12 protein-coding genes are annotated in these 15,045 nt (G+C 47.6%); 7 read left to right on the forward strand and 5 right to left on the reverse strand.

Features of this window, described 5'->3' with window-relative positions; genetic code table 11:
* Nucleotide 1 precedes the first annotated feature (1 nt).
* From BQ7394_RS09945 to BQ7394_RS09955, 3 genes are read left to right on the forward strand one after another with little or no spacing between them, the layout of a single operon-like run.
* A complete protein-coding gene (locus BQ7394_RS09945; protein ID WP_075557300.1) occupies nucleotides 2-3,139 on the forward strand; it encodes an efflux RND transporter permease subunit in 3,138 nt (1,045 codons plus the stop codon).
* The gene (locus BQ7394_RS09950; RefSeq protein ID WP_075557301.1) at nucleotides 3,136-4,506 is read left to right on the forward strand and encodes an efflux transporter outer membrane subunit; all 1,371 of its coding nucleotides are present in this window, start codon (nucleotides 3,136-3,138) and stop codon (nucleotides 4,504-4,506) included. The genes BQ7394_RS09945 and BQ7394_RS09950 overlap by 4 nt, the downstream gene beginning before the upstream one ends.
* On the forward strand, nucleotides 4,503-5,678 hold the full coding sequence (locus BQ7394_RS09955; RefSeq protein WP_075557302.1) for a multidrug effflux MFS transporter: 1,176 nt from the start codon (nucleotides 4,503-4,505) through the stop codon (nucleotides 5,676-5,678). Before BQ7394_RS09950 ends, BQ7394_RS09955 begins: the two co-directional genes overlap by 4 nt.
* An 84-nt stretch (nucleotides 5,679-5,762) precedes the next feature.
* Here the strand turns inward: BQ7394_RS09955 and BQ7394_RS09960 are convergent, their stop codons facing one another.
* A complete protein-coding gene (locus tag BQ7394_RS09960) occupies nucleotides 5,763-6,689 on the reverse strand; it encodes a magnesium transporter CorA family protein (RefSeq protein WP_075557303.1) in 927 nt (308 codons plus the stop codon).
* A 195-nt stretch (nucleotides 6,690-6,884) separates the two neighbouring features.
* Between BQ7394_RS09960 and dnaB the strand changes: the two genes are divergently transcribed.
* The 4 genes from dnaB to BQ7394_RS09985 all read left to right on the forward strand — a co-directional run bounded on the left by dnaB (nucleotide 6,885) and on the right by BQ7394_RS09985 (nucleotide 10,302).
* Nucleotides 6,885-8,414 carry a replicative DNA helicase gene (gene dnaB, locus BQ7394_RS09965; protein WP_075557304.1) on the forward strand — a complete coding sequence of 510 codons (1,530 nt, stop codon included), beginning with the start codon at nucleotides 6,885-6,887 and terminating at the stop codon, nucleotides 8,412-8,414.
* 316 nt (nucleotides 8,415-8,730) lie between these two features.
* Nucleotides 8,731-8,910, forward strand: coding sequence for a type II toxin-antitoxin system HicA family toxin (locus tag BQ7394_RS09970; protein ID WP_075557305.1), 180 nt, complete (start codon nucleotides 8,731-8,733; stop codon nucleotides 8,908-8,910).
* A 40-nt stretch (nucleotides 8,911-8,950) separates the two neighbouring features.
* The gene (locus tag BQ7394_RS09975) at nucleotides 8,951-9,349 is read left to right on the forward strand and encodes a type II toxin-antitoxin system HicB family antitoxin (RefSeq protein WP_075559962.1); all 399 of its coding nucleotides are present in this window, start codon (nucleotides 8,951-8,953) and stop codon (nucleotides 9,347-9,349) included.
* A 611-nt stretch (nucleotides 9,350-9,960) separates the two neighbouring features.
* Entirely contained in the window at nucleotides 9,961-10,302 is a 342-nt protein-coding gene (locus BQ7394_RS09985; protein ID WP_075557307.1) for a hypothetical protein, read from the forward strand.
* On the opposite strand, the gene BQ7394_RS09990 is transcribed toward BQ7394_RS09985, so the two are convergent.
* The 4 genes from BQ7394_RS09990 to ettA form a co-directional block, all read right to left on the reverse strand.
* Nucleotides 10,299-11,747 (reverse strand): mechanosensitive ion channel family protein, encoded by a 1,449-nt coding sequence (locus BQ7394_RS09990; protein ID WP_075557308.1) that lies wholly within the window; start codon nucleotides 11,745-11,747, stop codon nucleotides 10,299-10,301. The two genes, BQ7394_RS09985 and BQ7394_RS09990, sit on opposite strands and share 4 nt — an antisense overlap.
* Before the next feature lie 256 nt (nucleotides 11,748-12,003).
* Nucleotides 12,004-12,522: a GNAT family N-acetyltransferase gene (locus BQ7394_RS09995; RefSeq protein ID WP_075557309.1), complete on the reverse strand. Its 519-nt coding sequence runs from the start codon at nucleotides 12,520-12,522 to the stop codon at nucleotides 12,004-12,006.
* A gap of 3 nt (nucleotides 12,523-12,525) precedes the next feature.
* Entirely contained in the window at nucleotides 12,526-13,179 is a 654-nt protein-coding gene (locus BQ7394_RS10000; protein ID WP_075557310.1) for a 3-keto-disaccharide hydrolase, read from the reverse strand.
* Nucleotides 13,180-13,203: 24 nt separating this feature from the next.
* Nucleotides 13,204-14,892: an energy-dependent translational throttle protein EttA gene (ettA, locus tag BQ7394_RS10005; RefSeq protein ID WP_075557311.1), complete on the reverse strand. Its 1,689-nt coding sequence runs from the start codon at nucleotides 14,890-14,892 to the stop codon at nucleotides 13,204-13,206.
* Nucleotides 14,893-15,045: the final 153 nt, after the last annotated feature.

Below are 15,045 nucleotides of genomic sequence, written 5' to 3' on the forward strand. Positions count from 1 at the left end.
TATGAAACTACAACAATTTATAGACCGGCCGATTTTATCGATGGTTATTTCGGTCGTTATCACGGTGGCCGGATTGATCGGGCTGTATGCTTTGTCTGTGGAACAGTATCCGGACATCGCACCGCCTACGATCCGTGTGTCTACCACTTATAGCGGAGCTAATGCGGAAGCAGTACAGAAGAGTGTGATCGTCCCGCTGGAAGAGGCGATCAACGGGGTGGAGAATATGACCTATATGACTTCTACCGCCAGCAATACCGGTAGCGCGGAAATCACGGTTTATTTTAAACAGGGTAGCGATGCGGATATGGCTGCCGTGAATGTACAGAATAAAGTATCTACCGCCACATCGCTGTTACCGGCAGAGGTGACCAAAGTCGGTGTGACAACGATGAAGCGGCAGAGCAGTATGCTGAAGATTTTCGGTTTGTACAGTCCGAACGGTACATACGACGAGACCTTCCTGACCAATTACCTGAGCATTAATGTGAAACCCCAGATACAACGTATCTCCGGTGTCGGTGAAGTGAATGTGATGGGAGGGGACTATGCGATGCGTATCTGGTTGAAGCCGGATGTGATGGCGCAGTACGAACTGGAACCGAGCGATGTGGAAACAGCACTTTCCAGCCAGAATATAGAAGCCTCCACGGGGGCTATCGGCGAGGACTCCAAGAATGTCTATCAATATACGCTGAAATATCGCGGACGGTTGGAAAAGGAGCAGGAGTTCGAGGAGATCGTGATCCGTGCTTATGACGACGGGCGTGTACTTCGCCTGAAAGATATTGCTACGGTGGAGCTGGGAGCGCAAAGCTATTCCTATACCGGTACGGTGAACGGTGCGCCGGGAAGTACCTGTATGATCAACCAGACCGCCGGTACGAATGCGAATGAAATCATCCAGGAAATAGATAAGTATCTGGAAGAACTGAAAGGAAGCCTGCCGGAAGATGTGGAAGTGGTGGAACTGATGAGTACCAAGAACTTCCTCGACGCTTCCATCAACGAGGTGATAAAGACCTTGCTGGAGGCGATTATCCTGGTGGTGCTGGTGGTGTATGTCTTTTTGCAGAATCCGCGTTCTACGCTGATCCCTACCATCAGTATCTTCGTGTCGCTGATCGGTACGTTCGCCGTCCTGTATATTGCGGGATTTACCATTAACTTGCTGACCTTGTTTGCGCTGGTACTTGCCATCGGTACGATTGTGGACGATGCCATTATCGTGGTGGAAGCGGTGCAGGTGCGGTTCGATGAAGGGTATCGTTCGCCTTACAAAGCGTCGGTGGATGCGATGAGCGGCATCTCTTCTGCAATCGTTACTTCTACACTGGTATTCATGGCGGTGTTTATCCCTGTTTCTTTTATGGGAGGGACTTCCGGGGTGTTTTATACCCAGTTCGGTATAACCATGGCCGTTGCCGTAGGTATTTCGGCTATCAATGCGTTGACGCTTTCACCGGCACTCTGTGCACTGATCCTGCGACCGAACGAGATACTGGTGGATGGTAAGAAGCCGGAGTTTTCCACCCGTTTCCGTTTGGCTTTCGATTCGGCTTTCAAACAACTGGTTCTTAAATATAAGAGTGGCGTTAAGTTCTTCGTTAAGCGGAAATGGATGGCCTGGGGTGCCTGGGGGATTGCTGTCGTTGCACTTTTTTATCTGATGAGTACTACCAAGACGGGGTTGGTTCCTTCGGAAGATACAGGTTCTATCTTTGTCAGCCTGGATGCGCCTGCCGGAAGTACGCTGGCGGAAACGGCTAGTATCATGGACGAGGTGGAAAAAGAGTTGAAGGATCTGCCCCAGATAGACAATTTCAATAAGGTAGCCGGTTTCGGTATGGGATCGGGTAGCGGGGCTTCGCATGGGATGTTTATCATCAAGCTGAAACATTGGGATGAACGTCAGGGTGAAGAGAACAGTGTGGATGCTGTTTCCGCCGAGATCTATAAACGTACGGCACATATCAAGAATGCGAAACTATTTGTCTTTTCCCCGCCTATGATTTCCGGATATGGTACGGGAAACAGTTTCGAGCTTTATCTGCAGGATCGTTCGGGAAAAGGGATCGAGGCGTTGAGTAATGTGACTAATGATTTTCTGGAAGCACTGAATAAACGTCCGGAGGTGCAGATGGCTTATACCTCTTTCAGTGAGAACTTCCCACAGTACCGGGTGGATGTAGACGAGGCACAATGCCAGCGTGCAGGGACATCGACCGATCAGGTATTGTCGGTGTTGTCCGGGTATTTCGGGAGTATTTATGCCTCTAACTTCAACCGTTTTACGAAGATATACCGGGTGATCGTGCAGGCACCGTCCGATTACCGTAAAGATATGCAGTCGTTGAACAATATCTTTGTGAAGACGACCGATGGGATGGCTCCGGTAAGCCAGTTCGTAAAACTGACCAAGACATACGGGGCGGAGTCGCTGACACGGTTCAATATGTTTTCATCCATCAATGTGCAGGGGATGCCTGCCGAAGGATATAGTTCGGGTGATGTGATCAATGCGGTATCGGAAGTGGCTGCCCAGACATTGCCGACCGGTTATGGTTATGAATTTTCCGGTATGACGCGGGAAGAGGAACAGATGGCGAACTCGCATGATACGGTGATTATTTACGGGGTATGTATCCTGTTCATTTACCTGATACTTTGTGCCTTGTATGAGAGCTTGTTTATTCCGATGGCTGTCATCTTATCCGTTCCTTTCGGCTTGATGGGTAGTTTCCTGTTTGCCCGGATGTGGGGGATAGAGAATAATATTTATCTACAGACGGGGTTGATCATGCTGATCGGATTACTTTCAAAGACGGCTATTTTGTTGACGGAATATGCTACGGAACGCCGTCAGGCCGGTATGTCGCTGACACAGGCGGCGATGGCTGCAGCTTCTGTCCGCCTGCGTCCGATCCTTATGACGGCGTTGACGATGGTGTTCGGTTTGTTGCCGCTGATGGTTGCTTCGGGTGTGGGGGCCAATGGTAACCGTTCGCTGGGTGTGGGAACGGTCGGAGGGATGGTTATCGGAACCGTTGCTTTATTATTTGTGACGCCTGCTTTCTTTATCGTATTCCAATATATTGAAGAGCGGGTGATGGGTAAACGAAAAGAAGATAGAAAATGAAAAAGATCATATATAGTATTATAATATGTACGGCTTTGCTGAGCGGTTGTTCGGTTTACCGGAATTATCACCGGCCGGACAATCTGCCGGTCGACAGCCTGTACCGTGATAACCCGGCTGTCGGGGAAGATTCCCTGACGCTGGGGGATCTTCCTTGGGAAGAGATGTTTCAGGATTCGTTATTGCAAAACCTGATCCGTTACGGATTGGAGAACAATACGGATATGCAGGTTGCTTTCCTGCGGGTAGATGAGGCGAAGGCCCAGTTGATGGCTGCCCGTCTTTCTTTCCTTCCGTCGCTGACCTTGTCGCCGCAAGGGACTATCAGCCGTACGGACGGGGCGAAGAGTGTGAAAACGTATGAGTTGCCTTTGCAGGCCAGTTGGGAAGTCGACCTGTTCGGTAGCCTGCGTAATGCGAAGAAGGGGACACAGGCCACTCTTTTACAGCAGGAGGCTTACCGGCAGGCGGTTCGTTCGGAACTGATCGCGACTGTCGCCAACAATTACTATTCTTTGTTGATGTTGGATGAGCAGATCGGGATCAGCCAGTCTACGCTCGATATCTGGAATGAGCAGGTGCGGACTATGGAGGCAAAGCTACGGGTAGGTGAGGAGACGGAGAATGCCGTAACACAGGCGCGTGCCAGTCTGTATGAGCTGGAAGCTACTCATAACGACTTATTGAGACAGCAGCGTGAGGCAGAGAATACGCTTTGTACGCTGTTAGGGATGACTTCGCAATCCATCTCCCGGAGTACGCTGGCGGAACAGACCTTGCCGGAGGAGGTTAATGCCGGTGTTCCTCTCCGCTTGTTGTCCAAACGTCCGGATGTGGTACAGGCTGAAATGGAACTGGCGAATGCTTACTATGCCACGAACCAGTCACGGGCTGCCTTTTATCCGAATCTGACACTGACGGGAAGTGTGGGCTGGACCAATTCGTTGGGGCAGGTAGTGACAAATCCCGGCGGATGGATACTATCGGCTATCGGTTCGCTGACACAGCCTATATTCAATAGGGGGAAGCTGATCTCGAATCTTCGTGTATCGAAAGATGAAGAACAGATCGCACAGCTTAATTATAAACAGGCTTTGCTGGATGCCGGGCAGGAGGTGAATAATGCGCTGTATGCCGTAGAATCGGTGAAGCGGACACTCGACAGCCATCAACGGCAATGTAAAGAGTTGGAACGTACGGTACAAACATCCGAATCGCTGTACCGGACAGGGAATGCAACTTATCTGGAGTTGCTTACCGCACGGCAGTCGCTGTTGAGTGCCCGTCTGAATGTGGTTTCCGATCGTTTTTCACAGTTACAATCTGTTGTTAGTCTATATAATGCGTTAGGAGGAGGTTGCGAATGAGAGTCCTGGTTCAAAATAGAATAAACTATAAAGTTTTCTTGTTATTATTCCTCGGTATGCTGACGGCTTTCGGGCCGTTCGCTACCGATATGTATCTGCCGTCTTTTCCGTCGATGGCCGAATGGTTCGGGACCTCTTCGTCGATGGTGCAGCTGAGTCTGACATCCTGTATGATCGGGTTGGCGGTAGGACAGTTGTTTTTTGGTCCTTTGAGCGATAAATACGGGCGGAAGATCGTGTTGTTGTGGTCGCTTCTGCTCTTTATCGTAGCTACTTTCTGGTGTATATATTCATCCGATATATATCAGTTCGTTGTTTTCCGGTTACTGCAAGGCATTGCTGCGTCGGGAGGGATTGTTATTTCGCGTTCTGTTTCTACGGATATGTTCGAAGGGCATGAACTGGCGAAGATGTTGGCGGTTATCGGTTCGATCAATGGGGTGGCACCCGTACTCGCACCGGTCGTTGGTGGTACAATGACGGGGATAGCCGGTTGGAAAGGTATTTTCGGCGTTTTGCTGTTGATCGGCACGCTGATTTTATTCGCAGCTTTTTATTATCAGGAGTCATTACCCCGCGAAAGGCGTGTTTCATCCAGTTTTCTACATGCTTTCCGGAACTTCAAACCTTTATTTGGAAACCGTCCTTACATGGGGTACATGTTGCAGCTTGGGTTCGCCCAGGCTGCACTCTTTGCCAATATTGCTTCTGCACCGTTTATTATGCAGGAACATTATGGGTTTACACCGCTCGATTTCAGTATCTGTTTCGGGGTTAATGCGCTGGCGGTGGTGATAGCTGCTGCGTTGGCTGTGAAATTTAAGCGGGTGGAGAACGGGACGCTTGCCGGGAGTATCGGGTTGCTGGTCTTTTCCGTGTGTGAGATGGTTGCTTTGTTTGCCGGATGCAGTTTCTGGGTGTATGAGGTGTTTATGCTTTGTATCCTTTTTTCGTTGGGGCTTTGCTTCACTTCTTCCACGACACTGGCTATGGATGAGGGACGGATGTATTCGGGGAGTGCGTCTGCATTGCTGGGATCGGTTTCTTTCGCTTTCGGCGGGGTTGTTTCTCCTTTGGTCGGCATGGGAAACCTGATGCATTCGACGGGGATCGTCTTTGTTGTCTGTGCCGTATGTTCTCTCCTTTGCATATATGTGGCGAAGGAGCATTAAATATCTTTTTCTGTCAAACAAATGAAACGGGGCTGTAGTATATATCTTACTGCAGCCCCTAATCTTATCTGTTTTGGAGATGTATCAGAACCATTTGATCCTCCTGAAGATGAAGAATGCCAGTGCCGACAAGGTGATGGAAAAGAGTACGATCACGACAAATCCGTGCGGTAGTTCTTCTACATAGTTGATCACATTCATGCCGTAGAAGCTGGCTATCAGTGTCGGAACCATCAGGATGATCGATATGGAGGTCATGCGTTTCATGATGGTGTTCACATTGTTGGAGATGATGGAGGCGAAGGCATCCATCGTTCCGGTAAGGATATCGCTGTAGATGTTCACTGTGAGATGCGCCTGCTTCAATTCGGTTTCCACATCTTCCACCAGTTCGGCATCCATATACATCGGCTCCTGGAAAATACTTTGCAGCTTCGAGAGCATCACTTCATTTCCACGGATGGACGTATTGAAATAAACCATACTTTTCTCCAGCTTCATCAACCGCAGCAGGTCTTCGTTACGGATACTTTTCTCCAGCGCTTTTTCGGCACGTGCCACTTCGTTGTTGATCTGTTTCAGATATTTCAGGAACCAGACGGCAGACGAATGGATCAGTCGCAGGATCAGGTCGTATTTATGACGTACGACGAGCTCCTTACGCCGGCTGTAACGAATGAAATCGGGCAATAACTCCGTCTTATGATAACAGACGGAGATAATGATCTCGTTATTCGTGATGATGCCGATCGGGACAGTTGTAAAAGGAATACCGCTTTCGGTGCTCTGTACCGGGATACGCAGGATCGTCAGCAACCAGTTCCCTTCATACTCGATACGCGGACGTTCGTCGGTATCTTCGATATCGCTCAAGAATGATTGGGGTACGTGAAACTGGTTTAAAAGGTATTGGATATCTTCGGGGGTAGGGCATTCTACATTTACCCAGCAGTCGGGAAGCCACTTGTCTTTTTCCACAAAGCCGGCTTCACAATAAAGAAACGATCTCATTATTGCCTCCTTTCGTTGTTGATACGAACAGAGGTAATAAGAAACCTCCGTCCGCTAATTTTTACTTGTTAATGTTTCTCGCGGAATACTGTCGTCCATAATTAGTTAATTACTTTTTACGGCTGCAAAGGTAGAAAAAAGGAATGAATACCAAATAAAAATCGTATTTTTGGCATTCGAAAATTACTAAAGAGAATGGCAGAAGGAACTAAAAATACCGGAAGAGGAAACTCCGGAAAGGGGAAACAAAAACCTGTTGTAGTGTCTGATATGGGACGTCTGCAGCCACAGGCTCGTGAGTTGGAAGAGGCCGTTTTAGGTGCCTTGATGCTTGAAAAAGATGCTTATTCGATCATCAGTGAGATCTTGAAGCCGGAATGCTTTTACGAAAAGTCGCACGAGATGATCTATGCGGCTATTGTGGATCTGGCAGCCAGCCAGCGGCCGGTCGACATGCTGACGGTGACGGAGCAGTTGAGGAAACGCGGCGAACTGGATCAGGTGGGCGGACCGTTTTATATCTCGCAGCTGACCAGCAAGGTTGCCAGTAGTGCGCATATCGAATATCATGCCCGTATCATCGCCCAGAAATACCTGGCGAGAGAGTTGATCTCTTTCACTGCGATGATCCAGGGAAAGGCTTTTGACGAGACGATCGACGTGGAAGACCTGATGCAGGAAGCGGAAGGTAAACTGTTTGAGATATCCCAGCGGAATGTAAAGAAGGACGTAACCCAGATCAATCCCGTTATCAAGGATGCGATGGATTTGTTGCAGAAAGCGGCGAACCAGAAGGAAGGTCTGAGCGGTACGCGTACCGGTTTCGATGCACTGGACAAGATCACTTCGGGATGGCAGAATTCCGACTTGATCATTATCGCTGCTCGTCCTGCGATGGGTAAGACGGCGTTCGTACTTTCCATGGCGAAGAATATGGCGGTGAATCATAATGTGCCGGTTGCTTTGTTCTCGCTTGAAATGAGTAACGTCCAGTTGGTAAACCGCCTGATCGTAAACGTATGTGAGATCCCGGGCGAGAAGATCAAGAGCGGACGTTTGGAAAGTTATGAGTGGGAACAACTGGACTTCAAGATCAAGGAGTTGTATGACGCACCTATCTATGTGGACGATACGCCGAGTCTTTCGGTGTTTGAGTTGCGTACCAAGGCTCGCCGTCTGGTGCGTGAGCATGGGGTACGATGTATCATCATCGACTACCTTCAGTTGATGAATGCGAGTGGTATGAGTTTCGGTAGCCGTGAGCAGGAGGTAAGTACGATCTCCCGTTCATTGAAAGGGTTGGCGAAGGAGTTGAACATACCGATCATCGCACTGTCGCAGTTGAACCGTGGTGTGGAAAGCCGTCAGGGAGCCGAAGGAAAGCGTCCGCAGTTGGCCGACCTTCGTGAGTCAGGAGCGATCGAGCAGGATGCGGATATGGTTTGCTTTATCCACCGTCCGGAATATTATAAGATCACGGAAGATGAGCGTGGTAACTCGCTGGTCGGCCTGGCAGAGATCATTATCGCCAAGCATCGTAACGGTGCGACAGGTGATGTGCGTCTGCGGTTTAAAGGCGATTATGCGAAGTTTATGAATATAGATGAGGATGTTGCCGTGCGCGAGTTCTCATCGAATATGAACAGTGAGGATCCGTTACCTCCGATACCGCCTGCCGGTGCAGATTTCCTGAACCAGGGCAGCAGCAGCGAGGTTCCGTTCTGATCAGTCGAGGATAAGATCATGTGCGGCCTGTTCCCGGATTTGCGAAGGGGACAGGCCGCATTGTTTATATCATTTGTATTTCTTATCTTTGCTTCTGTTTAATTAAAACATGAATAACTATGAAAATACAGATTAAAAGCCCTCCGTACCCTAAAATCTCACGAATATATGTTTCGATGACTACTGAATGGCAGTTTGAAATACTTTCAGCTGTAACCCCTCTGGATTATATGAAATCGTGGTAATATTTCTATTATTATTGTTGTATCAATAGAAATATTGCTACATTTGTAATGTAAAACAATAAGTGATAGTTATGAAATCAACAGAACTTCACAGACGTTTTATTGCGGCAGGATGGAAATTCCTTTATGCCGAGGGTTCTCACTATTTCTATGAAAAGAACGGGATTAAGTCAGAACCGATTCCTTACCATGGAGCAAAAGAAATGGGTAAGGGATTAGCGAACAAGATTATTAAAAAGTATGGAATTTAAGCCCTATACTTCAGTAAGGATAAACAATTAAATGAAAGATATGGAAACGATTAAGATTGTTATTGAGAAGACTTCCGATTATTTCAGTGGCTATTCTGATAACTGTGATGGCATCTATGGAGCCGGCGACAGTATCCAGGCTGTGAAAGATAATATACTGGAAGCGATACGACTTATCAAGTCCGATCTGCCGGTTTCACAGTGGCCGGATCAAATAAAAGGGGAGTATAAGTTGGAATTTAAACTGGATGTACAAAGCTTTCTGGAATATTATTCCGGTATTCTTTCCTTGTCGGGTCTTGAAAAGATCACAGGTATAAATCAAAAACAATTATCCAATTATTTGAACCATAAGAGCAAACCTCGCCGTGAACAAGTCGAACGTATCTCCAACGGGTTGCATAAGTTCGCGAACGAACTTCTTAGTATAACTCTATAGCTTATTTTTTGACGGTTTTAGCGTAGAAATATAAACCCCGGCCAAACGTCGGGGTTTTCTTTTGGGAAAATATGAATAATTCCCTATAATTTCCCCCGAAGAAAAGTTAACTTAGTTCACGTAGGACTATTTTTTTCTGTGCTCAAAGATATATATTTATTTTAAAAGAATTGATTCTTAGGCTTTATTTTGTAAAGACCTGCCTGAAATAGCTTCTGGTGCTGATTGTTCCTTTTTTTCGCCTGTCTCACAGAGGACGGTACACATTCGGTATCCGGAAATTTTGCCGGAGCCGTTCTGCTTTCATGTACACTTTGCCTCATTTTGGTGAAATGTGAGTCCGCATGCGACAAAATCTCTTGTTTATCATCTATAAAAAGTCTGTCCTCTTATCGTGACATAGTCCTACGTGAACTATGATTCTAGCACTTTTATCCCCTGGCAATCGTCCGAACTAAGCCTCTGCGTAGCCTAACGAATACAGTGGCTCTTGCAACAGGAAAACGATCACCGGATAAAAGCGATAAAATCAGGGTAAATAGTACTGTTTTTCTACTAAAAACGAACATGGTACGAATTTCACAAACAATCTCTCGAAAAACAACCAACTTATGACACAGGTAACAGACATAGACTTGATTTATTTTAATGAAGTAGATAACGACAAATACGTCTACCTTTATCTGGAAGACGATTGTTGGTGTGCTTATGAGCGTTCGGCATACTATCTGGTAGCAAAGGATTTTCCGGTGACCCTCGCCAAAGAGGCTGTCTACGACGGTTGTGAAATCATCATGAAAGCCTCTTTCCACGTAGACCACATGCGTCTCCCTCTGATTCCCTCCGCCGTCCTGATAACCGTTGCTGATGACCGTCTCCTTTTCCAACTCGACAAACCCATCGACGGCTTCGTCAAATGGAAAAGGGCACAGATAGGTAGTCAGCCTGCTTAATTCGTTTTCGTCTCTTCTTCCTTGGGGATCGTAGAAGCATTACCATTCCGGAACGCCGTGTAATGGGGCGACATGATCTCTATACCTGCCTTATCGAAATAATCCTGGATATTCTGGTGAAGGGCGGAATAGATGGTCGTCATATTGTTCGCCTCCTGGATATAAGCGTTGATCTGGTAGACAGGGTAGAAGTCGCTCAGGGCCGTTTCGAGAACGAAGGGAGCCGGTTCAGGCATCACTCCGGGTGTTGCTTTGGCGGCATCTATCAGAAGTTGATGCACCTTGCGCCAGGGGGCATCATAACCGATTGTTACCTCCGAGTGGATGATCAGCCCGTAGGTGCGTGCCGACGATGTATAGTTGACTGTTTGTGATGACATGATGAAGGAGTTCGGTATCGTCACGATCTCATTCTTGATGGTGCGCAGACGGGTGACGAAGGCGGTCTTTTCGATCACATTGCCCACCGTATCGTTCAGTTTGATCCGGTCGCCCTGCTTGAAGGCTCGCATATAAGTAATCACGAACCCGGCAATAATATTCCCGATTACCGTGCTGGAGCCGAGCGAGACTATCAACCCGACAAAAACAGATACTCCCTGAAAGACTCCCGAATTGGCTCCCGGCAGATAAGGATAGATCATCGCGATCATAAAAGCATACAACAGGAACCGGATAATATGATAGGTCGGCATCGCCCAGTCCGAATAAAAACCATTAATCTTCAATCTTCCCGCATCTATCTCTGTGGCAAGATACCGGATGCCCTTAATGACGTATTTTATAACCAGGCAGATCACGATGATCGTGAAAAGATTAGGGATATAGCCGAGGATGCCTTCCAGAATATCCTTTACGGGATTCCAGATATAATAGGCGATCTTATATGCCAGTTCCTTCGTCTGCGGGAAGATAGAGAAAAGGATCGGTATCGTTAAAACCAGCAGGATGAACAATAGGAGATAGCGAAAGATATTCGCCAGGAAGATCAACAGGGAGACCTGTTTCTGCGTATCCAGTATCTCATAATTCTGTATGGAGATCGGTTTCAGCTTGGTATCTTTCAACTGCTGGATACGGTTTTTCAGTTTCTTGTAAAGCCAGGAAGATAGGCGGAACAGCAGGAATTGCCCCAGCAATACCAATACGAAATAAAGGATATGTTTCCCCGTCTGCCACCAGCTGTCGTGATATTTCATCTCTTTCTCTTTGGCAACCGACTCTTTCCGCAGCGAGTCGAGTTTCTGTATCTGTCCGCTTTTCAGCTTGAAAGTCGCATCGTATTTTTGTAACCCGGACGAATCGATAGAGTCGGAGTCGGTATGCTCCGTCGTTATTTCGTCAGCCGAAAAAATATCCTTGATAACCTTTTGTAATTGCGCCTGCCCCGTTATATGCATAACCAATAGTAGCAGAAGAAGATATAATGATCTGTACAGTCTCATGTTGGCGTTCGTTTTTATTGTTGACTTAGATACAACAATGAAGAAGCTAAATTGTTACGTTAGATTTGTGGAGTTGATCAATAACTTCAAACGTGGAGAGCTTATCGAAGACAATCTTTACGGGTGGTTTTGGCTGGACTGTTGGTGAGACTTTGGTCGTAGTTGCTACGTTGAGAAACCTGCTTTACTTTTATTGACCGGCGGATCTTAAACTCTAAGATCCGCCGGTTATTTTTTCAGACTGATTCGGAATTGTTTATTCAACCCGCACTTCCCCTGTAATCCCTTTCAGGCTGCCGGGGACTAACTCGTATCCCATGACATATTCCGCCGGAATGCTCTTGTGTGTCAGTCCGAAATCAGCGATCGACTTAAAGCCGAGCCGGTGATAGTAATTCGGATCGCCGCACAGGAATGCCGCCTTATATCCCATCTCTTTGCCGAGTTTCAGACCTTCCCGCATAAGTGCGCCGCCGATACCCTTGCTTCGATATTCCAGGGCGACCGAAAGCGGAGCAACCAATAGGACATCGAACCGGTTGCCGTCCGGTTGGGTGATATACGTATTGGTCAACATGATATGACCGATCAGCTTGCCACCTTCTTCGGCTACCAGCGCCAGTTCGGGAATGTATAATTTACTGTTATTCCTTAGATTGACAGCGAAATCCTGTTCATCCCCGTCACTGACTTTCGCCGTTTCGAAGGCCGTCCGGATCAGGTCGTAGATAGCCGGGTGATCTTGCTCCGTCTCTTGTCTGATGATGTATTCCATAAATTACCAGGGAGTGAGCGTCACATTACGGAACTCCACTTCTTTCCCTTCGCTCTGCAAGCCGATGTAGCCTTCTTTCTGCTTGTTCCATCCCGTGTTCTGGTAAACGCCGTTGATGTAGACGTTGATCTTTCCGTCTTTCACGTAGATGTTGGCTTCGTTCCACTCTCCGGCAGGCTTCTCGCTGCTGGGAGCGTTCTTTTTCACTACCGGGAAACCAGGGCGAGGTTCGCCGGGCTTGCCTTGATACTGTGCCAGGTCGGAACCGCCCAACAGGACGAAATCACCGGCACTGCCTAACATCAGGTTACATTCGATGCCGTTCGGGAACGGATTCTTCGGTTCGGCGATCAACAGGAAAATACCGCTGTTCGCACCCTGGTCACCATTCGGCCAACGCCATTCCACATGCAACTTATAGTTGTCGTATTTCTCTTTCGTGTACATGTAACCGAAAGGCTGTCCTTTGATCTTGATCACACCGTCGCCTACGGAATAAACCTGTTCGGCCGGAACGGAATTTTTGTCGACGACAAAGTTCCAGTTGGAAAGGTCTTTCCCGTTGAACAACTTGATCGTTTTCTGTGCGTTTGCATCGTTTCCGAAACAGAGGAAAGCAGCAGCGATAGCCGCCATGCAGAGCATTCTTTTTTTCATGGTTCTAAATGAATTATATAGTAATTAATCAACAATAAGTTTACGGTAACGTACGCGTTTAGGCTCTGTATCACCTCCCTGTTTGCGCTTGTATTCTTCATATTCGGAATACGTTCCTTCATAGAAGACCACATTCGAATCGCCTTCGAACGACAGGATATGTGTACAGATACGGTCGAGGAACCAACGGTCGTGAGAAACGACAACGGCACAACCGGCGAAGTTTTCCAAACCTTCTTCCAGTGCACGCAGCGTGTTTACGTCGATATCATTGGTCGGTTCGTCCAGCAGCAACACGTTGGCTTCAGCCTTCAGCGTGATGGCGAGATGCAGGCGGTTGCGTTCTCCACCTGACAGGACACCGCAAAGTTTTTCCTGGTCGGCACCTGCAAAGTTGAACCGTGACAGGTAAGCACGCGAGTTGATCTCTTTTCCACCTACGCGGATAAATTCCTGTCCTCCGGAAACAACCTGGAAAACGGTCTTTTTCGGATCGATATCTTTATGTGTCTGGTCGGCATAACCTACTTTCACGGTTTCGCCCACTTCGAATGTACCTTTGTCGATGCTTTCCATGCCCATGATCATCTTGAACAGCGTTGTCTTACCGGCACCGTTCGGACCGATCACACCGACAATACCGTTCGGAGGAAGCATGAAGTTGAGGTCGTCGAACAACAGTTTCTCACCGAAAGCCTTCGCTACATGCTGTGCTTCGATTACCTTATTACCCAGACGCGGACCGTTCGGGATAAAGATTTCCAGCTTGGCTTCGCGTTCTTTCTGGTCCTCGTTCAGCAACGCTTCGTATGAGTTCAGACGAGCTTTACCTTTGGCTTGACGGGCTTTGGGTGCCATGTTGATCCATTCCAGCTCGCGTTCCAGGGTTTTACGGCGTTTGCTGACCTGCTTTTCTTCCATAGCCATCTTCTTCGTCTTCTGATCCAGCCAGGAAGAGTAATTGCCTTTCCAGGGAATACCTTCGCCACGGTCGAGTTCCAGAATCCAGCCTGCCACATGGTCGAGGAAGTAACGGTCGTGTGTGATACAGATCACAGTTCCGGCATATTGCTGCAGGTGTTGTTCCAGCCAGTCGATCGACTCGGCATCCAGGTGGTTGGTCGGCTCATCGAGCAGCAACACATCCGGCTGCTGAAGCAACAGGCGGCAAAGGGCAACACGGCGGCGTTCACCTCCTGACAGCGTATCGACTATCTGATCTTCGGGCGGACAGCGCAGGGCATCCATCGCACGTTCCAGGCGGCTATCGAGGTTCCAGGCATCGGTTGCGTCGATCTTATCCTGCAATTCTGCCTGACGGGCGATCAGTGCATCCATCTTGTCGGGATCATCCAGCACTTCCGGATCACCGAATTTTTCGTTTACTTCTTCGTATTCTTTTAATGTGTCTACAATATCCTGTACACCTTCCTGTACGATTTCTTTCACAGTCTTGCCAGCTTCCAGTTTAGGGTCCTGTTCCAGGTAACCAACCGAATAGCCGGGTGAAAACACCACTTCTCCCTGGTATTCTTTTTCAATGCCTGCGATGATCTTCAGCAAGGTTGACTTACCGGAACCGTTCAAACCGATAATACCGATCTTGGCTCCATAGAAGAAAGACAGATAAATATTCTTCAATACTTGTTTCTGGGGCGGGAAAGTCTTGCTCACGCCAACCATCGAGAAAATAATTTTCTTATCGTCTGCCATATTAATTAAAGTATGTTTATTAATTTTTTTCCAGGACAAACTTACGGAAATATCTTCAGATTCGAAAATAGCTTTATATATCTCTTTATATTTTCTTCTTTCGCTGAATTTTCTGTTTTAAGATAAGATGTTAAATAATAAAACAACGTTCAA

It is taken from the genome of Parabacteroides timonensis, from assembly GCF_900128505.1.
GTDB classification, from domain to species: Bacteria; Bacteroidota; Bacteroidia; order Bacteroidales; family Tannerellaceae; genus Parabacteroides; species Parabacteroides timonensis.

Bases quoted from the DNA above. Each gene is read 5' to 3' on its own strand.
- BQ7394_RS10000 (WP_075557310.1), bottom strand. From the start codon at position 13,179: ATGAAAAAAAGAATGCTCTGCATGGCGGCTATCGCTGCTGCTTTCCTC.
- BQ7394_RS09955 (WP_075557302.1), top strand. From the start codon at position 4,503: ATGAGAGTCCTGGTTCAAAATAGAATAAACTATAAAGTTTTCTTGTTA.
- BQ7394_RS09990 (WP_075557308.1), bottom strand. From the start codon at position 11,747: ATGAGACTGTACAGATCATTATATCTTCTTCTGCTACTATTGGTTATG.
- ettA (WP_075557311.1), bottom strand. From the start codon at position 14,892: ATGGCAGACGATAAGAAAATTATTTTCTCGATGGTTGGCGTGAGCAAG.
- BQ7394_RS09945 (WP_075557300.1), top strand. From the start codon at position 2: ATGAAACTACAACAATTTATAGACCGGCCGATTTTATCGATGGTTATT.
- BQ7394_RS09995 (WP_075557309.1), bottom strand. From the start codon at position 12,522: ATGGAATACATCATCAGACAAGAGACGGAGCAAGATCACCCGGCTATC.
- BQ7394_RS09985 (WP_075557307.1), top strand. From the start codon at position 9,961: ATGACACAGGTAACAGACATAGACTTGATTTATTTTAATGAAGTAGAT.
- BQ7394_RS09975 (WP_075559962.1), top strand. From the start codon at position 8,951: ATGGAAACGATTAAGATTGTTATTGAGAAGACTTCCGATTATTTCAGT.
- BQ7394_RS09950 (WP_075557301.1), top strand. From the start codon at position 3,136: ATGAAAAAGATCATATATAGTATTATAATATGTACGGCTTTGCTGAGC.
- dnaB (WP_075557304.1), top strand. From the start codon at position 6,885: ATGGCAGAAGGAACTAAAAATACCGGAAGAGGAAACTCCGGAAAGGGG.
- BQ7394_RS09970 (WP_075557305.1), top strand. From the start codon at position 8,731: ATGAAATCAACAGAACTTCACAGACGTTTTATTGCGGCAGGATGGAAA.
- BQ7394_RS09960 (WP_075557303.1), bottom strand. From the start codon at position 6,689: ATGAGATCGTTTCTTTATTGTGAAGCCGGCTTTGTGGAAAAAGACAAG.